Origin of the sequence: Desulfosporosinus sp. OT, from assembly GCF_000224515.1 — a bacterium.
Lineage (GTDB): Bacteria > Bacillota > Desulfitobacteriia > Desulfitobacteriales > Desulfitobacteriaceae > Desulfosporosinus.
This window is the reverse complement of sequence record NZ_AGAF01000209.1, coordinates 26,865-49,103: the sequence shown is the minus strand read 5'-3', so window position 1 is coordinate 49,103 and position 22,239 is coordinate 26,865. Positions and strand designations below refer to the sequence as shown.

At 38.5% G+C, this 22,239-nt stretch carries 28 protein-coding genes and 3 pseudogenes; 9 read left to right on the top strand and 22 right to left on the bottom strand.

The window, feature by feature from the left end:
* On the bottom strand, window positions 1–824 hold an 824-nt coding region (locus DOT_RS19515; RefSeq protein ID WP_009622533.1), incomplete at its 3' end, for an EamA family transporter.
* 317 nt (window positions 825–1,141) lie between these two features.
* Here DOT_RS19515 and DOT_RS19510 point away from each other — a divergent pair.
* From DOT_RS19510 to cax, 4 genes are all read left to right on the top strand, one after another.
* Window positions 1,142–1,549, top strand: a complete 408-nt coding sequence (locus DOT_RS19510) for a hypothetical protein (protein WP_009622531.1) — start codon at window positions 1,142–1,144, stop codon at window positions 1,547–1,549.
* 287 nt (window positions 1,550–1,836) lie between these two features.
* The gene (locus tag DOT_RS19505; RefSeq protein WP_009622529.1) at window positions 1,837–2,838 is read left to right on the top strand and encodes a methyl-accepting chemotaxis protein; all 1,002 of its coding nucleotides are present in this window, start codon (window positions 1,837–1,839) and stop codon (window positions 2,836–2,838) included.
* Window positions 2,839–3,400: 562 nt separating this feature from the next.
* Entirely contained in the window at window positions 3,401–3,811 is a 411-nt protein-coding gene (locus DOT_RS19500) for a DUF202 domain-containing protein (protein ID WP_009622526.1), read from the top strand.
* A gap of 176 nt (window positions 3,812–3,987) precedes the next feature.
* Window positions 3,988–5,022, top strand: coding sequence for a calcium/proton exchanger (gene cax, locus DOT_RS19495; RefSeq protein WP_009622525.1), 1,035 nt, complete (start codon window positions 3,988–3,990; stop codon window positions 5,020–5,022).
* 77 nt (window positions 5,023–5,099) lie between these two features.
* Here the strand turns inward: cax and dmpI are convergent, their stop codons facing one another.
* The 7 genes and pseudogenes from dmpI to DOT_RS19465 all read right to left on the bottom strand — a co-directional run bounded on the left by dmpI (window position 5,100) and on the right by DOT_RS19465 (window position 7,632).
* Window positions 5,100–5,294, bottom strand: a complete 195-nt coding sequence (gene dmpI, locus DOT_RS19490) for a 4-oxalocrotonate tautomerase DmpI (RefSeq protein WP_009622524.1) — start codon at window positions 5,292–5,294, stop codon at window positions 5,100–5,102.
* 133 nt (window positions 5,295–5,427) lie between these two features.
* Window positions 5,428–5,547: pseudogene (locus tag DOT_RS31990) on the bottom strand (DUF3102 domain-containing protein); the annotation flags it as partial.
* A 338-nt stretch (window positions 5,548–5,885) separates the two neighbouring features.
* Entirely contained in the window at window positions 5,886–6,191 is a 306-nt protein-coding gene (locus DOT_RS19485; protein ID WP_040412967.1) for a type II toxin-antitoxin system RelE/ParE family toxin, read from the bottom strand.
* Complete coding sequence (locus tag DOT_RS19480; protein ID WP_009622520.1) at window positions 6,178–6,447, bottom strand: type II toxin-antitoxin system prevent-host-death family antitoxin; 270 nt, start codon at window positions 6,445–6,447, stop codon at window positions 6,178–6,180. Before DOT_RS19480 ends, DOT_RS19485 begins: the two co-directional genes overlap by 14 nt.
* 176 nt (window positions 6,448–6,623) lie before the next feature.
* Complete coding sequence (locus DOT_RS19475) at window positions 6,624–6,857, bottom strand: hypothetical protein (RefSeq protein ID WP_040412964.1); 234 nt, start codon at window positions 6,855–6,857, stop codon at window positions 6,624–6,626.
* On the bottom strand, window positions 6,854–7,171 hold the full coding sequence (locus DOT_RS19470) for a hypothetical protein (RefSeq protein ID WP_009622518.1): 318 nt from the start codon (window positions 7,169–7,171) through the stop codon (window positions 6,854–6,856). Before DOT_RS19470 ends, DOT_RS19475 begins: the two co-directional genes overlap by 4 nt.
* Window positions 7,172–7,236: 65 nt before the next feature.
* A complete protein-coding gene (locus tag DOT_RS19465; protein WP_009622517.1) occupies window positions 7,237–7,632 on the bottom strand; it encodes an RHS repeat domain-containing protein in 396 nt (131 codons plus the stop codon).
* A gap of 670 nt (window positions 7,633–8,302) precedes the next feature.
* On the opposite strand from DOT_RS19465, the gene DOT_RS19460 reads away from it, so the two are divergent.
* Together DOT_RS19460 and DOT_RS30685 are read left to right on the top strand one after the other, a co-directional pair.
* Window positions 8,303–8,485, top strand: a complete 183-nt coding sequence (locus DOT_RS19460) for a helix-turn-helix domain-containing protein (RefSeq protein ID WP_040412982.1) — start codon at window positions 8,303–8,305, stop codon at window positions 8,483–8,485.
* A 265-nt stretch (window positions 8,486–8,750) separates the two neighbouring features.
* Window positions 8,751–8,891: a hypothetical protein gene (locus DOT_RS30685; protein ID WP_009622515.1), complete on the top strand. Its 141-nt coding sequence runs from the start codon at window positions 8,751–8,753 to the stop codon at window positions 8,889–8,891.
* Window positions 8,892–9,412: 521 nt separating this feature from the next.
* Here DOT_RS30685 and DOT_RS28915 read toward each other — a convergent pair.
* Window positions 9,413–11,014, bottom strand: a pseudogene (locus DOT_RS28915) (IS1182 family transposase).
* 126 nt (window positions 11,015–11,140) lie between these two features.
* Here DOT_RS28915 and DOT_RS19445 point away from each other — a divergent pair.
* The 3 genes from DOT_RS19445 (at window position 11,141) to DOT_RS19435 (ending at window position 12,625) form a co-directional block, all read left to right on the top strand.
* Window positions 11,141–11,485 (top strand): hypothetical protein, encoded by a 345-nt coding sequence (locus DOT_RS19445; RefSeq protein WP_009622507.1) that lies wholly within the window; start codon window positions 11,141–11,143, stop codon window positions 11,483–11,485.
* A 67-nt stretch (window positions 11,486–11,552) separates the two neighbouring features.
* Window positions 11,553–11,777, top strand: coding sequence for a hypothetical protein (locus DOT_RS19440; RefSeq protein WP_009622505.1), 225 nt, complete (start codon window positions 11,553–11,555; stop codon window positions 11,775–11,777).
* Window positions 11,778–12,322: 545 nt separating this feature from the next.
* A complete protein-coding gene (locus DOT_RS19435) occupies window positions 12,323–12,625 on the top strand; it encodes a hypothetical protein (RefSeq protein ID WP_009622503.1) in 303 nt (100 codons plus the stop codon).
* Window positions 12,626–13,406: 781 nt separating this feature from the next.
* Here the strand turns inward: DOT_RS19435 and DOT_RS31985 are convergent.
* The 13 genes and pseudogenes from DOT_RS31985 to DOT_RS19390 form a co-directional block, all read right to left on the bottom strand.
* Window positions 13,407–13,591, bottom strand: a pseudogene (locus DOT_RS31985) (hypothetical protein); the annotation flags it as partial.
* A gap of 462 nt (window positions 13,592–14,053) precedes the next feature.
* Window positions 14,054–14,533, bottom strand: a complete 480-nt coding sequence (locus tag DOT_RS19425; protein WP_157998497.1) for a hypothetical protein — start codon at window positions 14,531–14,533, stop codon at window positions 14,054–14,056.
* Between the two features lie 230 nt (window positions 14,534–14,763).
* On the bottom strand, window positions 14,764–15,183 hold the full coding sequence (locus DOT_RS19420; RefSeq protein ID WP_009622495.1) for a disulfide oxidoreductase: 420 nt from the start codon (window positions 15,181–15,183) through the stop codon (window positions 14,764–14,766).
* Entirely contained in the window at window positions 15,176–15,868 is a 693-nt protein-coding gene (locus DOT_RS19415; RefSeq protein ID WP_009622493.1) for a thioredoxin domain-containing protein, read from the bottom strand. The genes DOT_RS19420 and DOT_RS19415 overlap by 8 nt, the downstream gene beginning before the upstream one ends.
* A gap of 39 nt (window positions 15,869–15,907) precedes the next feature.
* Entirely contained in the window at window positions 15,908–16,234 is a 327-nt protein-coding gene (locus tag DOT_RS19410; RefSeq protein ID WP_009622491.1) for a sigma-70 family RNA polymerase sigma factor, read from the bottom strand.
* Window positions 16,235–16,628: 394 nt separating this feature from the next.
* Window positions 16,629–16,832: a DUF5348 domain-containing protein gene (locus tag DOT_RS28905; protein WP_242833873.1), complete on the bottom strand. Its 204-nt coding sequence runs from the start codon at window positions 16,830–16,832 to the stop codon at window positions 16,629–16,631.
* Window positions 16,833–16,872: 40 nt separating this feature from the next.
* A complete protein-coding gene (locus DOT_RS19405; protein ID WP_192807829.1) occupies window positions 16,873–17,142 on the bottom strand; it encodes a hypothetical protein in 270 nt (89 codons plus the stop codon).
* A gap of 172 nt (window positions 17,143–17,314) precedes the next feature.
* Window positions 17,315–17,815 carry a transposase gene (locus tag DOT_RS29390; protein ID WP_282433475.1) on the bottom strand — a complete coding sequence of 167 codons (501 nt, stop codon included), beginning with the start codon at window positions 17,813–17,815 and terminating at the stop codon, window positions 17,315–17,317.
* A gap of 33 nt (window positions 17,816–17,848) precedes the next feature.
* Window positions 17,849–17,989, bottom strand: a complete 141-nt coding sequence (locus DOT_RS30680) for a hypothetical protein (protein WP_157998496.1) — start codon at window positions 17,987–17,989, stop codon at window positions 17,849–17,851.
* A gap of 30 nt (window positions 17,990–18,019) precedes the next feature.
* Window positions 18,020–18,232, bottom strand: coding sequence for a hypothetical protein (locus tag DOT_RS29880; protein ID WP_157998495.1), 213 nt, complete (start codon window positions 18,230–18,232; stop codon window positions 18,020–18,022).
* 48 nt (window positions 18,233–18,280) lie between these two features.
* Entirely contained in the window at window positions 18,281–18,550 is a 270-nt protein-coding gene (locus DOT_RS29385) for a DUF4372 domain-containing protein (protein ID WP_009622481.1), read from the bottom strand.
* A 589-nt stretch (window positions 18,551–19,139) separates the two neighbouring features.
* A complete protein-coding gene (locus DOT_RS19395; protein WP_009622478.1) occupies window positions 19,140–19,808 on the bottom strand; it encodes a GPR1/FUN34/YaaH family transporter in 669 nt (222 codons plus the stop codon).
* 657 nt (window positions 19,809–20,465) lie between these two features.
* A complete protein-coding gene (locus DOT_RS19390) occupies window positions 20,466–22,043 on the bottom strand; it encodes an ASKHA domain-containing protein (RefSeq protein ID WP_009622474.1) in 1,578 nt (525 codons plus the stop codon).
* Window positions 22,044–22,239: the final 196 nt, after the last annotated feature.

Here is a 22,239-nt window from a genome sequence, read left to right as displayed (position 1 = left end):
CCGATCCAAAATGTAATGCCAACACGTTCTCCCAGGAAAAGCCAAGCCAATAAGGTACCTGCAATAGGCTGAAAGAAAAAGTAAAGACCTCCACTACCTGCATCAACCATTTGCAACCCTTTGTTCCACAGAAAAAAAGCAGCAGCTGTAGCAACGATACCAAGATACAAAACTCCGCTCCAAATAGCTGGTTGTGAGAGAGCATAGATCTGGGCTTGGTCTATCTGGAAAAAAGCAAACGGTGTTATTAGCACTGTCGCTATTAAAATAGCGTAAGTGGTAACGACAAGTTGAGAATAACTACTGGGGATTCGTTTTATCAGCACAGACATTAATGCCCAAGATAAAGCAGCTATCCCTAACACCATACCACCAAGCTGATTTGCATCTCCTATATCTCCAACTCCTACTATGCATAATACGCCAATCATAGCTATGCAAGTTGACAACCCTTTTCGAAAAGTGATCTTTTCTTTCAGCAAGAGACGAGCAAATATAACCATTAACGCTGGTGTAGCCGAGGTAATCATTGCCCCCATTTGAGCGGATGAGAGCTTCGTTCCAACAAACTGAGTCCAGATTGAAATGTCATAACCGATCACACCGATTGCTAGAATATGGGGGAAATCCTGCCTACGAATACGCCAAGATTGGCGAGTGACCATTCCGACCGTTATAAGTGTGATAAGAGCCACCACATAGCGAAGCCAAACTAACTCTATTGGCTGGATGACTGTAAGCACAACTTTACTAACAACATACATGCCACCCCAAATTGTTGCAGCTGTAGCTAGGTATATTGAACCCAGATGTTTATTTGTCATTTATTTTCCTCCGTACTTCAATCTGTTCAAGACCGAAGTTCAACAGGAACATCATTTTCAAACAATGGTTTAAAAAACACCTTTATCACCTCCACAATTACAATTCAATTTAAGATAGGATTTTTCCTTCACGACAATCTGAAAAGTATTGATTTACATACCCCTTGCTACATTTCATTTGAGGAACTAAGGCTAAGGCATAATAACATACTATTTGTACTAACAGACTTTCAAGACTAAAATAAGTAAGCTATAATAGACAACACAATATTACTTTTCGAGCGGGTAAAGATAATTTTATATAGAGGGGGATTAAGATGTTTACTCAAGCTTACACACCTGAACAATCAGCCTTTGGCAAACTTGAAAATGGACGCGATGTGCTTATTCTATATGTAAAGGAATTTAGTAAAGAAGTTAAAGCGATCAATCAATCCGGTCTGTCAGGGTATACCTATAATTGGTTTGCGACTGAACACAAGGATGCCTATGTCCTCCAAGTAACTTGGGAGAATGAAATCCACATTACTATTCGCTTCAACTCTCAGCATTTCGGCCTTATTCACCAATTACTTCAACCAAAGGATGTTATCCTTACTACAACTCCGATATCTGAACTTATGGAGAATGCCCAAAAAAACGCTTATAACTTTCTTGAGTTCAATGACGTGCTCACGTTTAGTGATTTATCATTTGCCGTTCCTAGTCTAGAGTACTTATCGTAAGCTCACTAGTTGTGTTTCTCCTCCAACGAAATCTCTTTTATCGTACTAGTCAGAAAGTATAAACTTCGTTTGTATACTGCAAGAATGCTAATTCGTGCGAAGACAGTGTCTTCGGGCGCCAGCCAAGTTTTCTTTAAGAATATCCGCAAAAAATCCTTAAATTAGTTAGGCAAAAAAGAAATATGTTGCAATTTCCTACGTCTATCATATAATAAAAATCAGAATTGGCAATGAAGCCTACCTGATTTTTGGGTGGGCTATGTTTATTTTTAAGAGGTGGTGTCTACATGTCCAACGACAAACTTGTTATTGATTCTTCCATTCTACTTAGTGAACTTAAAGACGCTAACCAAGAAATGGGGCAAGTCATCGATTCCATCCGACAAATCGCCCAACATACCAATCTTTTGTCTCTTAATTCTGCAATCGAAGCGGCAAGAGCAGGCGAAGCAGGTCGAGGCTTTAGCGTGGTGGCGGATGAAATAAAAAAGCTGGCTACACGCAGTTTAACTTCAACTAAAGAAAGTACCAAAATCATTGAAAATATCCAAAGCAAGGCCAATGAAATAATGGCTGTACGTACTGCCGATGTCGCTTATGACACAATCGATAAAATTGATCGGAATCTTTTTGAACGCAATTGTGATGCCCAAGCATGGGCCGGTTTTGATAAAGTGAAAAACTGCTTTTGCACGACAGATACCGATCGCTTTTCTGTAACTAACACGTTACTTAAAAAACTTGTTGACATTTATGAAGTTTATCTAGACCTTTATGTGCTGGATACTGAAGGCACTATCGTTTCAGCAGGTGTCCACCATGAATTCATCGGACAGAACATGGCAGATAAAGTCTGGTTTAAAGACGCTAAAGCTGCAAACGCCATCTCTGTAAGTGATCTTTATCTTTCCAATATTGATAAATCGCATACCGTGGCTTATACATGTCCGATCCGCAATGACGAAGGTCAGTTATTAGGGTACTTCTCCACCAGGTTTAATTGGAATTTTATTTATGACATTATTGAATCAGCTCGCATCGGTAAGAATGGGGACATATTCATTATCAATAACGCTGGCTACGTCATTGCTTGCCGAAACCGCAAGGGTATTCTTTCGGATAATTTGAAGCACCTTAGTGCTGCCCAACTCGCGATGAAAGGCGAAACTTACGGATATATCTTTGAAAAGGATACTTCAGGCACTAAGATTTACGGTTACGCTCATACTCGAGGTTATAACGCTTATAAAGGGAAAAACTGGTCTGCACTAGTAAGTGAAATCCTCTAAAGCATAAGGCTCTGCTCCGCACTCAAACCCTTTAGAGCAAGTATTAAGGAGACGTCTTTTTCCTTCTTAAACCAATAAGCAAATTATTAAAACGGCTTGTGAGCCGTTTTAATAATTTGCTTATTTACATTGCAGTGTTTAACTTTTAGGAGGGCTATCTCAGTGTCAACCTTCCGCCATTGCATGTTTAGACATGCTTTCGTCCTCCTCTAGGTTTTATGAACGACAGGTGGCTATATTTAAGGAAAAGCATCACTAAAACAGCGTCAATTACAATAATGGCGAGGACACCTAAAACCATTCACTTTCACTCCCTTTTTTATAATTCACCGGACCTCAAGTAAAGATTAACATCGTGTTATCGCCAAGTCTATAGCAGATCTGTATGATCATAATCGATTTATACTATTGCTCAATTCCTTAGCTGACAAATATATTATGTCGTATTATTCAGATTTATGCAGAATAACTGCAATGCATGATCGAATTCATACCTTATAAATTAATTGTTTTTACAATTATTGTTTTAATTGTTAAACTATAATTATTGGGAGGTAACTGTATGCTAGAAATAATTGACCAAAAGAAACCTGTAGGTGTTGGTAACCGCCGTGTTCATATGGCAAATGAAAGGACATTTCTGGCGTGGATTAGAACAAGCATTGGGATAATGGCATTCGGTTTTGTTGTGGAGAGATTTGCATTGTTCATAAAGCAAATGTCCTACGTGTTAAAACAACCAAATATTGAAAGTGTACTACCTCCTTCTCATGGTTATTCTGCAATTGCCGGAATCTTCCTCGTAGGTCTCGGGGCCTTAATGAGCGTGCTTGCATATATCCGCTATAAGAAGGTCGAGAGACAAATAAACGAAGATACATATCATACCTCATCAATACTTAGCATACTGCTTACCATTTCAGTTCTTGCAGTCGGGATCTTCCTTGTACTCTATTTGATTCAAAGCACTTAAACCACGTCTGCTAACCTTATAATATTTGCCACAAGTCTCCCTTTAAAACGAAAACAGGTGGTAGCTTAGCTTCCACCCTTGTTATTGAGACAAAATATCAATTCCTTTATTTGACATATTTACTCAAATAGATTTTAATTGTTTTAGAAATGATAGATTAAAAGGAGGTTAGGTTTTTGAAGTTTCTCAATCTGTTACTTTTGGCGATTCCCGCCAGTATTTTCCTTCGACTGTCTGATTACTCACCTGTCTTACTTTTTATCGCTGCGGGTTTAAGCATAATTCCACTTGCCGGCTATATGGGGAAAGCCACAGAAGAAATAGCCATCTTTGTTGGTCCAAGAATTGGAGGTTTACTTAATGCCACCTTTGGTAATGCTGCAGAACTGATCATCACCATTTTCGCCCTAAAGGCTGGCCTTGTTGAAGTGGTCAAAGCCTCAATAACAGGCTCCATCATCGGCAACCTTCTTCTGGTCTTGGGATTAAGCATGCTCCTTGGCGGTTTTAAGTATAAGACTCAAAAGTTCAATCAAGCAGCAGCTGGTATGCATACTTCGATGCTCCTTATGGCTGTTACTGGACTGATCATTCCCGCTGTCTTTCTAAACACACACTCCAATCCCGCTGCAGAGCCCTTAAGCCTTGGCGTTGCCTTTGTCCTGATGCTCGTCTATTTATTAAGTTTAATCTTCTCTCTTCATACACACAAGGATGTTTTTCGGCCGAGTCAAGAACATTCAGAAAATCCAACATGGTCAAAACCGAAAGCTTTGTTGATTTTACTCATTGCTACGTTATTCGTCGTCTTAGAAAGCGAATTTCTGGTGGAAGGAATTGATCCTGTAGTTAAAACTCTGGGGATCAGCGAACTCTTCATTGGAGTTATCGTTATTCCGATCATCGGCAATGCCGCTGAACATTCCACCAGCGTAATCATGGCCCTGAAAAATAAAATGGAAATCAGTCTAGAAATTGCCATTGGCTCAAGCACTCAAATTGCGCTCTTTGTCGCCCCTCTGTTAGTATTTCTAGGCTACTTTATGGGCCACCCTCTTGATCTCCTGTTTACCAGTTATGAACTCATCGTCATCATCATGGGGATCGTTATAACCGCAATGATTAATTTGGATGGGCGCTCTAACTGGCTTGAAGGAGCACAGCTTTTGGCGGCCTATGCTATTATGGCTTTAGCCTTCCTTTTTGTGTAGAAACGTGTTTTTAAGTTTAACTATTAATTTTAAGAGGAGACGCTCAGGCGTCTCCTCTTAAAGATCATTAATCGTTTTTACTGCTCTGCTAATACCTTACTAAGCATCTTGCCCCCAGTACCCCAGTTGTCTAATTCATTTTCTTTCAGCAATACGATAAATTTGTCTTCTGGAATACCTAGAGTCTCACTAGCTAGCTTAGTAAAGCCACTAATCAGTTTTTCCTTTTGCTCTTTTGTGTATTTGCCTGCTTCCATTTGAATAAATGGCATTTGAATTCCCCCTTTAATTTTCAGAAATTGATATACGCTAATTATAAAATTAAACACCCTGCTTAACAAGGCGCTACATGAACAAACTACATCATCAAAATTAACCCCCTATCAAGATAACAGGGGTTCGAGAACCTGCCAGGATGAGCGCTTGGGTGTAAGTCAAATTCGTCAGCGCTGACGAATTTGACTTACCGTCACTGTCGGAAGAGGCAAGTAGTTTCATCTCTTACTCTTCGAAGAGCTGCATCAGCTCCTTCCATGCCTTACGAAATGTTTTTAGATAGAAATCTCAATCTTCATCATCTCGAAAGATATTTTGCTGATGAATACCTCTACTCGTGATATGGTAAGTGCCCCCAGGAACCCACACCCTCTTTTTCCTCGACATAGCCCCACCTCGCATAAATGCCTGCTCTTTATCGACATCCTTATTTCACCACATGCCGAGGTATCCAACTATAGCAAAGTATATAAACTCTAGAATATCGAATAATGAAAGAAACGAGAGGTTCCCGGACCCTGTGCGAAACGGCGACGCTAGGAGACACATTACGACACCGGGGGAGCGGACGAAGGAGGCGCTCTGCGTTATTTCAATAAGTCGGGATAGTCCCGCATTCCATGAAGTACTCTGTATACTACGACCTCGTCATCAATTACCTTATAAAAAATAATGTAGCTATCGATAATCAGCATACGGTATTCCTGTTTTGCCAGCTCATTATCCTGTACGATTTTACCAATGAACGGTAGTTCTGCAAGTGTATCAATTTTGTTAATAATCTTGTCAATCATCGCAAGCGCGGATTTCGATCTATCTTCAGCAATGTAAAAGAATATTTGCCCAATGTCCTCACGGGCAATCTGTAATATTGTGATCTTATACTTGCTCATTGTTCAAACCTTTGATATATTTTCTCACATCATCTGTAGTATAGGTTGGGGCACCGCTAAGACGTTGTTGTTCAGCTTCTAACAGCTTAGTTCTTAGGATTAGCATTGCTTCTCTGCGTTCAAAAGCAGCAATACTCATTACTACCAACTCGCCCTCACCATTTTTAGTTAAATAAACAGGTTCAGACCTTTCTTTACATATTTTTGTTATTTCACCAAGCTCTGTCCTCAGTGCTGATGTGGGTTTAATAATCATTTATTCATCACTCCCTGTGCAAAATTCCGACTTAATTATGCTCTTATTATATGTAGTTTCAGCACAGTTATCAACAGATTTTACTGTAACTTTAATAAGCCATCTTCTTATGCACATGTTTACAAAAAACTGGGTTTAAAATTCAGCTAGATTCGTCCTATGAATGAAGACTGCCGTTAAGCGATTCTCCGCATCATAGCTGTACCGGTAGCTGTCCCATACATTGCGGCGCTAGTCAGATTTCCGTTCGCATCATAGCTGAACCCGGAGTTCGTAATCCGATTATCCGCATCATAAGTGAACATCTTGGTTCCCAAGCCCGGCAAGCTCATGCTGGTAAGGTTACCTGCCGAATCATACTGGTAATTGAACGTAGTCCCGTCAATCACCGCCTTCGTTAGTCGGTTCAACTTTCAGTGCCGTTGTTATAGGTGTAACTCTCACTGAGGCCGGCACCTGACGGCCTGCTTCCCGTCACTGTGCTAATTCTTCCGTCCGCATCAAAAGTATACTGGCTGGACCATTGGGGAGTGAGGATAGAGCCTCCCTTCGAGGTGTCTACTTTTCCTGTTTTAACCCCTGTCACCTGACCAGCATCGTTATAGGTGTAGACATCTTGAGTCCCATCGGGATTGTTCCGGTTAATCAATTGGTCCCCGTCATCATAGATTAGAGAAAAGTTTTTACTGTCCGCCGTAACTGTACTTGGCAGGCCGTTCCCCATATAGCCGAAACTAAAAGGGATGCCCGTCCCGGCTTTATATGACAAGCTATAGCTGGTAATCCGGTTCAGCTGATCTCGAAGTATGGTGGTGCCGGACTGGGCACAGTTGCGGCTTTACCGTCCGAGTAGCTTAACAGATTGCCTATCGCATCATAGGTGGCTTGAATCTCATCGGTCATCGTAGCACCAGAGTACGCCTTCGCATCGAGCGGTCTGCCTTCTCGGTCATAGGTGTACGTGTATTTTTCTCCGCTGGAAAGCTGCACCTGACTCACATTATCCACAGAATCGTAGCTGAATGTCTCAGAACTGCCATTCGGAAGGACTTTAGAGGTTAAGCGCCCACCCTCATCATAATTATAGGTGGTGACCTTGCCGTCCCCATCGGTTTCTGTGATCAAATTGTCTCGGACATCGTAGACAAAGGAACTTTGGTCATACGTGCTTGTCCCAGCCTTCAAGTTGCTGCCTGTGACATTGCCCTCAACATCCAGGGCGTAGTGTCGGCTTTTTAAAAAAAGTAGGCCAACAATTTTTACGTCCGTTGACCTTGAATTAAACCATTCATTTTAATATCTACTTATTTTATAGTTTGAAATGTTAACAATAACATAGAATCTATCATCGTATTATTCAACATTAATAAAACCTTCTGTCCAATTATCTTCATCGATCTTATATTCATCAATATCTTATTTGAATACTGTCTCGCGCAATTAGAAGGCAATATAACAAATATATCAAAAATTAACATCAAGAGGACATATCATAAGATCAAATTAGTCTGAAAGAATATATATACACGTTCACAGGTGAGCCAGAAGACAAAAGTAAAAAAAAATAATATTACCCCTTTAGGGATGGTTTGAAGAAATGTGCGGCTGAAAGACCATTCAGCGAGCATTGAGTTAGATTCCCTTATGGGGCTAGAGCAAACCACCCACTAAGCGGGTGGTGTTTATTCTCAGAATATTCTAATCAGCTCGCAGTCGAAAAAAACGATAGAATAACCCAATATTCTCCATATACCTACAGTATAATTTGACATAAAATCGATTATTAGTCTGATAATATAAGTTAATATGAAGCAATTAAGAAATTAATCAGTTGAATTAAGGAAGGAGAGAAATTATGCAAACTAACGAAAGTTTGGAAAGTTTAATATTAAAAGCTAAAAGTGGAGAAAGAAATGCTTTATCACAAATAATTGAACGTTTTAATCCAGTTTTAAAAAAATATTGTAGCAGTTTGGAATACGAGGACGCTTATAATGATTTAGTAATATGGATGATTAGAGCTGTAAAACAATATTAAATAATCATTTTAAACCCTAACAGTTTTGGGGTATCGTGGAACCATAGTGAATATGTAATTTATACCAAAACTGTTGGTAGTTTTTGCTGACTGCTCATTCTGATGGAACGCCTTGTAATGGGAAACCTTCATTCACGGTGTGAACTGGGGGAAAATGAGCTTGAACTGGTAAAGCTGTTGGAGTGACATTACCTATCTCTATGAGAAATACAAGAAGATTCAAGTTGAAGCCATAGATAATAGAGATATAGTCAAAAACCTGCATTTGGAAGAAAAGAGTAGTTTAAAGGTAATCGATATCAAGGCGGATATTCGAGTCAGGGTCTTGGAAGATGAAGTTGTGGAATTGATTGAATCAGAATTGGAAGCTAACGGGCAGATTGTTTTTGATATTAAGGTATCGTAGAATAAAGTAATCTTGGTCAGGAATGAAAAGGATATGCTGGAAGTATTCAATGATATTCAGATCAAAGAGTATAGCTTGCAGAACTGCAAGACTATAAAATTTGAAATATTAGTAAATGTGTCACCCAGTAGAAAGAGCTTAGGATTAATGGCCACTGAAATAAGTTGATTCAGTTTAATTGGCTCTGATCTATGTTTATTGTGGGGCGTCCCGCCCCACTTTTGCGGAAAACCATTGTACTATAACCTTGGCTCCCGGAAAAAATTATACCTACACAAGTTTTTCAGTTAAAGTAGCATTTAGTTCATAAATATTACCTTTTCAAGGGGCTGTCTCAAAATGATGTCTACGACATCACGAAAAGGCTGTCTCTTTCTAATGTTTAGGAAAGAATAAGATAAGAGTGTGAAACCAAAATACTTTCTAAGGATTTCACACTTTTAATGTTAAATTTGGGAACGACAAAAGAGAGGGTTCGTTGACTCTCTCTAAAAACCCCCTTATTAAGGTCATAAGCAGAATTACGCAACCTTTATTTTATGTAAGGAACATCCGCATCGGTCTTGCTGTATTTTGTTATGCAACTTATTAAGGTTAAAACCAAAACTCAATAGCAAAAATTCAGTTTCAACATTCTTTTTACCACGCATTACAAATCTACGGAAACTATGATCTTCCTTCAGCACTCCAAAAGCCCCTTCAACCTGGATAGATCGATTCATTCTTAGCAAGATACCTTCAGCCGTTGTGATATTATGTAAGGATTCTGCTCGTTTTTCCAAAAATAGTTTTGATGCAGATAGTTTCTTATTACCAGCTGCTTTGGTACATTGTTTTTTGAATGAACAGCCTTCACAACTCTCGCATTCATATATAGTGACGTCGGATTTATAACCACTTTTTGAAGTTCTTGTCGTCTTCCCAACAACTATGAGTTTTTTATTATTACGACAAAGATATTCGTCTTTGTCCGCATCATAGACCATGTTTTCTCGTTTACCAATAATCTTACTAAAGCTCTTTTTCTTCATTATTTCATAGGTCTGTGGCTTAATGAAAGGCTTTAGTCCATGTTTCTCAAGATAAACATAGTTTTCTTCACTTTCGTAGCCCGCATCTGCAATGACATTAAGATATCTTTTAGGTAAGTTTTCAATGAGCTTATCCAAAAAAGGAATAAGCGTCAATTGATCGGAGCGCTCACTCGATAGGGCTAATCCAACGATATATTCAGCCTCCACGCCAATCTGCACATTGTACCCTGGCTTTAGCTGAGAATTTCTCATGTGATCTTCTTTCATATGCATAAATGTGGCGTCCGTATCAGTCTTTGAGAAGCTATTTCGACCATCAAAAAGCTCGTTGTAACGATCATATTTGGTTTGTTTTTCCAAGAACTCTTCCAGAGTCTCTGTCGCCCTTTGCAGATTAGTCTTACGTTTTCCCTTTCCAGAAACAAACTCTATTTTTTCGGCTTTTTGCTTCTCTTTCAGAAAAACAAGGTATTTCTGTAGGGTTTCTACGATTGACGACTCACCTAATGAAATACCGGTTTCGAACTCTTTATTGAGTTTTGCTAGAAACGCCCTGGCTTTCTATTGCAATTTTTGTTCATTTTTGATGGTGGTTTTCTTCCATACAAACGTATATTTATTGGCATAGGCCTCGATTTTTGTACCATCGATAAAAATATTTTCATACTGAATCTCGCCCAGTTCACCGAGTTTAACGACCAATTGGTTGAAGAGCCCTTCTATAATTCCTTTCAGTCTACCATTGCGGAAACGAGCAATCGTATTATGGTCGGGAACCTTCTGCCCTTGGAGCAACCACATGAAATTTATGTCTCTCCTACAAGCTTCTTCTATTTTTCTGCTTGTGTAAATGTCGTTCATGTAAGCATACACTAATACTTTGAATAATGTCTTAGGTTTAACTGCTGGATTTCTCCCCTTAGAAGAGTACGCCTTATTAAGATTTGTATAATCTAATCCCTCAGTTATATGGCATAGCAGTCTTACCGAGTCATCTTCTGGTATTATTACTTCCATGTTCAGTGGGAGAACGAGTTGATAAACCCCACTATTTTCTGCATAATTCTTTTGTATAGTTTGTTTTTGCATATAACAATTATACCAAAAAGACGGGTTCTTTGAACTCGTCTTTTTGCATAACTGCACGAAAAAGGGGTTGCCTCTCCATAGAAATTATATTTCTATTTTGAGACAGCCCCGAGGAGATAGGTGCCTATGACTTCTATCATAAGACAAAAGGTCAGTGACAAGATTTACCTTTACGAGTCGGTTTCTTTTCGGAATGCCGATGGTAAACCAAGAAATAAACGTGTCCCTATTGGTAAGATCGATCCCGTAACCGGAAATCCGGTTTATAGGCCAGAGTATTTAGCCAGTATGGCTAAAAAAGGAACTCCTATTGAGATACCTACAACGACCATGATGTTTTCCATTGATGATATCCAGCATTCATCCATAAAAAATTATGGAGCCTTTTACCTGTTCCAGAGTATTGCGAAAAGCACCGGACTGCTCAGCCAAAGAATCAATCAGAATTTACCGGGAAAAGGATGTTGTTGAAAAGGGCTTCCTCCGTTTAAAAAACAGTCTAGACCTTGGGAGATTAAGAGTACATAGAGAAGACATCATGCAGAACAAGCTATTTGTCGGCTTCATCTCATTAATACTTGCAGCACATATCCATAAGGTCATGTTGGAAAAAGAACTTTACAAAAGGATGACTATAAAGAAGTTGCTGATTTCTCTGTCGAAACTTCGCTTACAGATAATAAATGGAACTCGAATTCTATTTCCACTAACCAAGGATCAAAAAGCGATCTATAAGGCATTTAATGTGGATGAGCCCGTGTAGGTATAATTTCTCAAGGGATTTTAGGTTTTCTGTTAACGTTATGAACATAATATTTTAAGAACTCATTCTATCAGAGTAATCTGACAAATTTAATTCCCAGATTGCAGAACTCATAAAGTTTTTTTGTAATCTACGCAGCCACAGTCAAAACTGTTGATGGCACAACCTTCGTCTATAACCGTTTGCCTTTTTAACTGAATGATTATAGATTTATTAAGCTAAGAATTGCCGGTTAAACTTTAAGCTGAGATAAGTTTTATACTACCTTTTGTTTTTCGGAATTTAACCTATTTATTGCAGTGCAGTCAAATACTGATGATGATTGAGTCAATCCACAGTAAATTAAGCTTTCTATGTTTTTGCGCAATTGCTCATAATTTTTTGAAAGCAAGTATATGAGTTACATTTATAAAAAAATTATCTCAGGAACTGTAATGGAAAAAGCCTCAGCATATTAGCTATTTCGCCTATAATGCTAGCAGGAGTTTCATTTAATGATGGAGAAATTGGTTAACTAAAGAATATTCAAAAAAGGAAGGATATTTATGTTACTTACTATTACATATATAAAGTCTTACTTTAAACCTGTAATAAAAGAAACTTCTGATCAAATTCAAATTACAATAAGAGGAATTACATTGAGAGGAAATTCTTGGCCTGAAATATTTGAAAAAGTGCAATTAACAATTGACTCTCTAAAAAAACAACTTAACTTTAATTCTTCACATACTATTAATATGTCAATGAGTAGCGGTACCCATGGTAAATGGAACGTTGGAGCAGTTATGTTGAAAAATACCCTTAAAACCTTGGAAGCATTCCAAGAATTTTCTGACAAAAATATTTAATGTAAAAAATGCTACGTACTTATTAAAAAGCCGTTTACCATAAAATGGAATCTGTGGAATAGACACTTATAAAAAGGGTGTATAAATGTCTAGAGGCCGTGACCTCTCCCCCAAAATTAGTCCAACCGATAAGTTGTAATTTTTTAGTCCATAAGCATTTTGTTTATGAACTTATTTTGTTTGTTGTTAGCACTCCCTCAATAAATTGAATGTATCTCGCTTATACTCTTATTTTAGCAGTTTTACATTTTATTTAGCAGATCTTGAACTGGTTGAATACTAAGAGGTTCCCCTGTTTTTGAAAGAAGGGTACACTAAATCAAAGGTCATCTCATATTCTCCACAATATGGTTGCACCTCGGATCTCTACGAATCATCCCTTGTGGTTTACCCTCCCATTTCTCACAGGGTCTCACACTTTGTGTGGCCCGAACATTCCTTCGTACAACCTGTCAAGGGGTAGAGGCTAGGAAAGCTTTCTGACAGGGTCATATGCCCGTACGTATAAAATTCCACCCAGCTGCTCCGCGCTAAAATTGTGATGTAATTTTGCTAGGAATATAGAGCTTTTTGCGGACCTACGCTTTTTAAATCGGTTTTAAGTCTAAATTATCAACAAGATTCTGTAGCCGTCGAGGCTGTGGATAGTGTGGGCAGGCTCTTTTAAGGAATACCCCATATGGCCTGTCCAAGCATTGTAGGTAACCTGAAGCGTCTAGCGGAGGGTTATCCACAATGCGGCACTATCCACAGCCTATTGGGTAATAGAGAGTTTATCTACAATAAGCTCCTTGAAAAGTTCTATAAACTGAAAGTTTACGGCCTCAGTGACCGTGTGGTTATCGAAAGTGACGGTGCGCATTTGCTACATTGTTTTTTTGATCCGCCGCCGTTCTTGCAAAATTTCAGATCTGCGTTTCTTCTTGTCTTTTGTTCTGGCACATGGGGGTGGTTTTTGCTAGTCACTTTAACCGTTTGACAAGAGGAGCCAAGTGTCCTGTTTTTTTTGCCAAATAACTTACCCTTTTTACATGGTCAAGATGCTTCATGCTACTGGATTTATACAGATTTTAAAAAATTACTTACCGAATCCATCTTATTAATAAAAGACGAGACTAGAAGACATTCGGTGGTATTTGGGACAAAAGAATTATATTCGTAAAAGCGTTTTCTGCAGGAAGGATGTTTTTTAATTCATTAATATAGACAACGATATGTTTGTCCCAATTAGTGGACATATTTTAATTTTCGTGTTTAATTCATTGGGGTCATTATAAAAAGTCGTTGACCTCATTTTGATCAACGACTTTTCTAACTGGTCTAACTCTCCGTTTTGGAGTTTACCCTAACATTTGACAGAGAGCCAGTAGTTTTTACGACACTCCCTCAAGGATGGGGAATACAGCATTATTTTGTAAAACAAATTATTTAATATGAACTAACAACAATTACATCGGTATCATCAGGGTCACAATTATAACTTTGACATGTAGCCATATCCCCGAGTAATTGCTGAGAAACCTGCACTCTACGTTGGGTAGTGTAATCCGAATCGAAAATTACTCGGAATGATGTGCTAGGGTTTAGACCTGCAAACCCTACGTATGAATTGCCTTCTCCACCATATATTGTTTGAACACAATCATAACCTGACCCTTCATTACAGCTAATAGAATAAGACGAAACCGTCATTCCATCAAGTCCAGTATAGGAGATATAGTCATGCAAATAAGCATCTGTACTACTTACATTTCCAGTAATGTAAGCCCCCGGACTAGTAGTAGCATACATATTTCCACTTAACGTATAATCAGCCCACATAGTACCATCGGTGGTATAGTTATAAACATGCGAATTGTTGTAGCTTGTAGAAGTAGCAGCAAAAGCTGTGCTAGATGACAATGACATAATAAGTGTTGCGAGCGTTAACACTGATAATATTTTCTTCTTCATAAAAATGCCTCCTTAACTTTTTAATTCTAAGCCCACCATAGAAGTTCTGAACTAAAACTTTCTATAGCACCTCCATTCTTTGATTACACCCCATCCTTATCATATAAAAAGAAATTAGGGGTAATTTTAATAACCCCTAATTTAAACTTGAATGTATTTTTGTTAATTTTAGTAATATGACACGACTAGCCATCATTTTGATAATAAAGAAACCATAATAGTGTTGAAATACTGATAAAGACCAAAAATGCAAGTAAAGGTAACGTAATAAAACCAAAAAAATTAAAATATTCTTTTATACAATTAGTATCTGTACAAAATAAATTTAAGAACGGTTTGTTTGATTTCTGAGCAAGGTAATTAATAAGTGATACTGCTCCACCTGAAAGTGACAAGGGTATTGCGTATATAGCAATATTACGGTCATTACGATAAAAGGCTATTCCCAATAATCCTACTAATGGATACATTGCGATCCTTTGATACCAACAAATTTTACAGGGTTCCCAGCCAAATACCTCACTAAAATAAAGACTGGAACATGTAGCAATAATAGATATAAGCCATGCCAGATACAGACTAACTCTTTTATTTAATTTAATCATGATTTTCACCTTTCAATTTATTTTCTAATATTGAAATAAGTTGTGGCCACTGTTGTACCATTTCTCCATTAACAAAAAACTTTGGAACTCCATTTACTCCCACACTCTTACCAATTTCTTTGTCTAAATTTAATGAATCTGTACAATTATTATTATATAACAACTTAATTAGTTCATTTTGATTGAAATCTGGTATATTCTCTTTTGCTATATTAATTAGGGATAGAAGATCAAACGTTTTTTCCTGATCGTAGTTTTCTAAAACAACATTATAATAAATCCAAAATGCTTTATTTCCATATTTACCAAAAATTTCTTCAGATACTTTAGCAGCTAATTCAGAATCTTCACCCATAACCGGATAATTAAGAAAATAGAAGGCTACTTTTCCTGAATCAATATATTTATTTTTAATAATTTGAAAATCTGTTTTTTTAAAGTCAGCACAATGTGAACAGTTAAAATCAGCAAATTCAACGACTTTTATAGGAGCATTAAGTTCTCCCATTACAGGTTGTATGTTAAGATTAAATACTTTCTCATCAAATTGCGGAGTTGATTTGTTTATTTCCTCGCTACTTTTTATGAAAGTGTTACTGAAAAACAAACCTAATACTAATACTAGAATAATTATAGTTATTAAAGTTACTCTTTTTGTCCATCGGTTTTCCATTTGTGTGTCCAAAACGTATCCCTCCTTAGATTTCTGTAATTGAACCCTTTGTTATTGTTGAAGTTGTTTTCTCAACCTTTTAAGGGCTCGGTATTTAATTTTGTTAACTGCAGGTTGTGAAATATTCAATAGCACAGCTATTTCTTTTTCCGTAAAACCTTCCAATATAATTGCACTTACGACTGTTTTTTGTTTATCATTCAATAATGATAGGGTTGTCTCGACAAAGAAATTATCTTCTATTTGCGAAAGAACATCAATTTTACAAGCAATACTATCAATCAGTTCAAATTTTCCTTCATGCGTAGTTTCCTTATTATTTTTTTGATTCAATATTAATAATTCCGAATTTTTTAAACGTTTATATTTTTGGGCCAATCTAATAGTTTCATGATGCAATCCTACTAAAAACCAAGTTACTATTTGTGCTTCGCTATAGTTTTGTTTATATTGATTTATTTTTCTCCCCCCTTACAACCAGTAAAAGTAACTATCTTAGTTATAGAAATAAAAAAGGGTTAATTTTAATAACCCCCTAGATGGTTAAGATTTAGTTTTTTTAAAAATCTCATCTCTTAATGATCCGTGATACGTAATTGTCAAATCCTAAGCACTTAAGTAAAGAAAAAGCCCAACTCAAAGGTTGGGCATGGATCCTCAATTTCTAGTTTTATAGCAGTTAGGCGGAAGTTCTTTCGACCAAGGAACAAACTTATCCACACTGTTTATCGTATTGCCTTTATACTTTGAGCTATCAGTATCGGTATATGGCTCATATGCTAACGGTATAAACGGCCGATGGATGCAAAATAATAGTAATCTCTTGAAGAATTACATACCAGTTAGCCCCTAACTCTAATCGGCATGAAAACGGGGTTTTTCCAATATGCAATAGAAAGGATTCGCCGCAGTGCATAGGATACGTTCGTCCGCTTAGTTTTAAGTACCATTGGTCTTGCTCACGGCTGTAATGCAATGTTGTCTTTTTGGTTACAATTCAGCCCCCTCTGAGTGGCTTAAGCGCACACAAAATCGGTACAGATATGATTTTCAGGTTCTTCAACTGCAACAATAGTCAGAACAGGTGGAGTGATGTTAAACGACCGCTTTTCTTTTCCTTCTGCAATTTCTTTTCCAATTTCATTTTCCACTTCAAGCATGCTATCAACCATTGAGATATAAAACAGTGAGCGTAAGCCATCACCCATATCATCTATACCATATTTTCTTCCTGTAACAGATGGAGAGAACACTACTTCCGATTTTTTTAATATAGAGTCCATCATTAGTGTTGCATTAAAATAATCTGTCCTTGTCAAGTGGAAATCAAGAAGGATTTTCCGTTTCTTATAACATCCTTATTTAGTACATACAACCAATCGTTTTCTCGTTCTATGGGAAAGTCGACCACTACCTAAGAGGGTAGCTTTTTCCATATTTTAACATTTGGTTTAGTGTTTAGAAAATCTCGTTGCTATGCAAAATGTCGTCCATCTCTCCCGAAAGTACCTGTTTCAACGTTTCTTCGTAGATCTGTTCAGGATCCAGGCGCTGACGCCCCTTCGTTGGGGGGCCTTTCCTGTGAAGCTTTTGCACGAAGGATGTGAAGGGTTCGTATAGACACGTTATTAAGAGTCGTTGAATATTGAGCAAAGGACCTTGGTAGGCTGATCTATACTTGACCAACATCATCAAACAATAGGTAATTAAGGCGATGACCAATTGGTTCACAACGGATGCTTTACTCTTACCAAACAGATGTTTAATCGTCAAATGTTGCTTGATCCACTTGAAGAAAAGCTCTATTTGCCATCTGTAGCGATAGATATCACCGATCTCTTCCGCCGTCATAGTAAAATCGTTGGTTAAAATCATGATGGCTTTACCTTCGGTATCCTTCGTGATCACAAGACGCAAGTCGTGCTCCATTCGGTTTTTTCCCTTTACCCAACGTACGATGAGGTCTTCTTCTATGACGCTCTCTTCGTCAACCTAAAGTTCCTTTAGGACTTCAACACAGGCGTTATTTTTTAAGCGTGTGACGAAACGAATGCCTTCTTTGCAATAATGATCAAACTGCTTATACTCCAGATACCCTCGATCAAAGACATTTAAGGCATCCTCATCCTCCACAATCAGGAACTCCAAATGACTTTTGTCAGATTAACGAGCGACTGTAATAGTCGCTTCATCCGGTATAGGATCGCCATCAAATCGAATCCGTTGGTGGAGCTTCACGCCACCTTTAGTCTCTCTAAAGTCTGCCCATAAGTATTGAGAAAGACAAAGACTGATAGTCGAAGCATCGATTAAGTAGAGGCGGCCTAAGGAGTGATGGAGAGCCTTGAAACCCTGTTCGACTCCTAATGTTTGCACAATGCTTTTATGGATAAGATCTGCGACATCGGTTGACATTTCTCTGAATCATCGAGAAATCTGAGAAGTACTAATAGAGTCCAAGTGGATAGCTTTGGCAAACGCTTCTTTGTTTAAACTGTTGCTGATTTCATCCAGACTTGTATATTCTTGCATTTCAGCATTGATCATCAGTTGGACGAGCTGAACGGTTTTTAACTTCTTAACATACTTATCAACGGACTCAACTTTTTGGCTAATTTTTCGCCAAAGATCCTGAGATAAAATGGGCCCTAACAATTGAAAAAATGTGGATTCCGCGGTAATCTTGTCCTGCATTTTCTTATTCCTTATACTTAGATTTGGACAAGAACTACTCCATCTCTAATTATAAGGCTTTTTTACATCAGAATACAGGGATTTTGGCATATTACATACATTTTTTAGCTTCTTACGTAAGATATCGCAGTTATCCTCTTCTTGACAATCTGACAATAATTTTATACAAGGCTAGTGATTTATGTTACATTAAACCAATCATAAAATCTATAATATTTAATTTTTAAAGTCAAAAATATTAGATATTTATCTTTATGTATAAATAAATACCAATAAACTACTTTAGCCGAATGGTTATGTCATCACTATTTACGTGTCAATGCTTAATTAATAAGAATAAAATAAATAATAACCCGTAACCACAATTAGTCCTATTAGATTAAATGCCCAAATTTTTGCTGAGAGAATAAGATAGAATTTAAGATACTGCCAAAATAATGCTAATTCTCGCCTTGTAACATTTCCCAACAAAGCGCTTAACACTTTCGAGGTTAGGTTCTTAACATGGACCCAAATTAAGACCAAGAAAAGCCCATCATAAAAAGCTCGAGCAATGCTCGAGCTTTTTTACAAATAAACTTGATGAGAATTACATTGCCTGCTTAAGATTCTGAGCTTGAGCAGAAGGAGGAGTTGCCTTTTTGATAATATTCCAGGGCTTACCCAATGGTAATATTTCACGGCCGTAGAAGTTCTTGAAAAATATTGCCCCTGAAGCATAGAAACCAACGAGGGAGATAATTAATTCAGACCAGCCGGCTAGCTGGGCAAATGTGGCGACAGGACCCATTTTAAACGTTACAGCTGCTAGCGAAATAAATAGCACGTCGATGAGCACTAGCATTACAATAAAAGGGAGGTTCACTTCGAAAGCCGCTACAGTAATAAACAGCGAAAAAATCAGGTAGCCAACATATACTACTCCCAACATTTTAGGATCAACTGCAGCTTGCATGCCTGGACCAAGCATCCCATTCATAATTGCCATCGAAAAAGCCATACCTACCCAGAAAAAGCCATATGCGCCTAGAACTGTGCCACCGAATACATTACCTTTTTTGAAGTCAATATTTGCAGCCATAATTTGAACAATTCCACCCAATAATGCTGCCCAGACAACAATTAAAGCAGTTGATTTAGGGTTAGTAAAGCCTAATTTTGCAGAGGATGCGACGAAACACACCAACGATAAACCGAGAACTCCAAACGCTGTAGGATCTGCACCACTATAAGTAATTTTTACTTCTTGTGTACTCATTAAAATTCTCCCCCTTAGTTTGAACAATCAATACTCCATATAAATTATAATAATAAATCCGCACAACTTAAAAAACTCTATTCTCCTCCCTCTCAAATTTTCTCTTCCCCAACAACTTGGCAATTCGTAGATTTAGAATTGCTCTATTCTGAATCTACGGAATTATCTTGCAATTCTTATGCCAGAGAATTTTATCTTTGATTCTAAATCTTCTGTCTTAAGCAATGGCAACGCTTACAGTTCTTTTTCCCTCAGGAATCTCTCATAAAATTTACTTAAGCCGAATGTATATGATTATTTACACCTTTAAATATTAGGCCTTATAACCCGCTTCAGCTCTGACTTCAGTAGTATGTCAACTAATGAATACATGTACAAATTTGTTGGCAGCTAGGATTATCGATTTTCATGACCATTGACTTAATTTTCTCCAATATTGAGCTAAAGAAACTTGGCTGACACCCGAAGACACGGCCTTCGCACGCATTAACCTTCTTGCAGGCCGGCGAGAAAGGTCCTTCCATAAAATTACAACTGTCGATTATGGTTTCTAACTAATATAAAAAGCTCCCCCTTTAATGTCAATTAAGGGGGAGCCATCAGATCAATTAAGATTTACGAAAGGAATCATCCTATTATCTTACCATTATTTCCAGCTCACAAGCGGCGGGCTTGCAGACGTTCTTTAACGCTAGGGTAACGGTCAATGTCCGTGTGGGGCAAGAATTTACTGCCACTAAATTTCTCCATGAAAGCGGGATTGGCATTTAGCTCAAAATATGTGACCTTTGCGGCGATAGCCTCTGCTTCCAGACGTTTGGTGCGGGACAGGAGAACTTGACGGGCTGCTTCCCCAGAACTATTGCCCAGACGCACAATGGCAGAGCGCGGCAGGTCAGGATATAGACCAATAGTAACGGCTGACTCGATCGGCAAATACTGGCCAAACGCTCCGGCAGCATAAAAATGGCTCATTTCCTGCCAAGCACATCCTACATTTTCCATCAGGAAATCCGTTGCCGCGTTGACTGCTGCTTTCGTGGCTATGAAGTTAGTTATATCTATCTGCGTTATGACGATATCTTCTCCCGTGGCCGATTCTGCGGCAGGGACTACAACAAACGAATCTTTCCCAGTCTGAAAACGGGCAGTCCTGTTAATGATGCCGTTGAGGAAAAGTTCGGCAAGTGTGTCCACCAGGCCAGAGCCGCAGATGCCACGAGCAGGGGCATTATCTATAGTTGTATACTCCACCTTACCCGTCTTCGGATCTATAGAAACACGGTCTACGGCTCCTGGTTCCGCTCGCATACCGTAGGTTGTTACCCCGCCCTCCAGAGCCGGTCCGGCAGCTCCAGCGCAAGCGACAAGCCATTCTTCGTTGCCCATGACGATCTCACCATTAGTGCCGATGTCCACAAATAGAGAAACGTCTGGCTGTTTGTGCATCCCGCTCACTAGGATTCCACCGATGACGTCTCCACCAAGGTAACTGCCTATGCTTGGCAGACAGTATATAGGGGCCAAGGGATTAATATCAAGCCCTATTTCTCCAGCAGGAATCAAGCCTGGGTTGTTTACAATCGGAGTATAAGGATCCCGACAAATAGAAGCGGGGTTCAAACCTAGCAAAAGGTGAACCATGGTTGTGTTAGCCCCAATGGCCACAGCAGTGATTTTTCCTGTCTCCATTGGCAACGGACAAAGGAGTCTAATCAAACCGTTTAGGGTATCTACTACTGCTTTTTGGAGGCGGGCTAAACCGCCTGGTTCGGCAGCATGACGAATGCGGTTTAGAATATCCTCGCCCAAGACAATTTGAGCGTTATAGTCGGCTGCATGTTTAAGAACCGTGCCGTCACATAGATCAACAAGGTATACAACCACCGTTGTCGTGCCAATATCAATGGCCAACCCGAATTGTTCCTTGGTAGTGTCGCCGGGTTCCAGATCAATTAATTTCCATCCTTGTCCAGTGTCCGCAAGGGTCGCTGTGACTTGCCAATCGGCGCTGCGGCATATGACAGGTACCCTGGGCATAATTGCTAGGGGCACATTGACAGAGCCGTAGCTGCGTTCCAATGCGTGACGCACTTGGTCAACATCTGCCCTATTATCCTGTGGGCTTGGCGGATTAAGAGACAGAAAAACCTTCTGGGTGAGAGGATCTAGATTAGCAAGAGATGTCTGAACCTGATCCGACAGAATAATAGGTTTCGTTTTATCGTTTAACATAAGCTAAACCCTTCTTTTAATTTATTTTCCATAACTGAGCTAACCTTAATTACACTTATTCCATTATTTAACTAAGTATACTACTTGAGTTCAAAGTTGTAACTACGAAAATCTAAATATTCTAATAATATTCTCGAATCGTATTGTTAATAACCATTATCGTCATTATTGCTTTTTCTCAAATTAATAGCGCAAG

What these genes read in the sequence shown, in the direction of transcription:
- DOT_RS19405 (WP_192807829.1), bottom strand. Translation starts at nt 17,142, where the DNA reads ATGATGGACTCTATATTAAAAAAATCGGAAGTAGTGTTCTCTCCATCT.
- DOT_RS19390 (WP_009622474.1), bottom strand. Translation starts at nt 22,043, where the DNA reads ATGTTAAACGATAAAACGAAACCTATTATTCTGTCGGATCAGGTTCAG.
- DOT_RS19460 (WP_040412982.1), top strand. Translation starts at nt 8,303, where the DNA reads ATGCAAACTAACGAAAGTTTGGAAAGTTTAATATTAAAAGCTAAAAGT.
- DOT_RS19445 (WP_009622507.1), top strand. Translation starts at nt 11,141, where the DNA reads ATGACTTCTATCATAAGACAAAAGGTCAGTGACAAGATTTACCTTTAC.
- DOT_RS19510 (WP_009622531.1), top strand. Translation starts at nt 1,142, where the DNA reads ATGTTTACTCAAGCTTACACACCTGAACAATCAGCCTTTGGCAAACTT.
- DOT_RS19505 (WP_009622529.1), top strand. Translation starts at nt 1,837, where the DNA reads ATGTCCAACGACAAACTTGTTATTGATTCTTCCATTCTACTTAGTGAA.
- DOT_RS19440 (WP_009622505.1), top strand. Translation starts at nt 11,553, where the DNA reads ATGCAGAACAAGCTATTTGTCGGCTTCATCTCATTAATACTTGCAGCA.
- DOT_RS19480 (WP_009622520.1), bottom strand. Translation starts at nt 6,447, where the DNA reads ATGATTATTAAACCCACATCAGCACTGAGGACAGAGCTTGGTGAAATA.
- DOT_RS19425 (WP_157998497.1), bottom strand. Translation starts at nt 14,533, where the DNA reads ATGTCATTGTCATCTAGCACAGCTTTTGCTGCTACTTCTACAAGCTAC.
- dmpI (WP_009622524.1), bottom strand. Translation starts at nt 5,294, where the DNA reads ATGCCATTTATTCAAATGGAAGCAGGCAAATACACAAAAGAGCAAAAG.
- DOT_RS19395 (WP_009622478.1), bottom strand. Translation starts at nt 19,808, where the DNA reads ATGAGTACACAAGAAGTAAAAATTACTTATAGTGGTGCAGATCCTACA.
- DOT_RS19500 (WP_009622526.1), top strand. Translation starts at nt 3,401, where the DNA reads ATGCTAGAAATAATTGACCAAAAGAAACCTGTAGGTGTTGGTAACCGC.
- DOT_RS19420 (WP_009622495.1), bottom strand. Translation starts at nt 15,183, where the DNA reads ATGATTAAATTAAATAAAAGAGTTAGTCTGTATCTGGCATGGCTTATA.
- DOT_RS19470 (WP_009622518.1), bottom strand. Translation starts at nt 7,171, where the DNA reads ATGGGGAACGGCCTGCCAAGTACAGTTACGGCGGACAGTAAAAACTTT.
- DOT_RS29385 (WP_009622481.1), bottom strand. Translation starts at nt 18,550, where the DNA reads ATGCAGGACAAGATTACCGCGGAATCCACATTTTTTCAATTGTTAGGG.
- DOT_RS19435 (WP_009622503.1), top strand. Translation starts at nt 12,323, where the DNA reads ATGTTACTTACTATTACATATATAAAGTCTTACTTTAAACCTGTAATA.
- DOT_RS19485 (WP_040412967.1), bottom strand. Translation starts at nt 6,191, where the DNA reads ATGAGCAAGTATAAGATCACAATATTACAGATTGCCCGTGAGGACATT.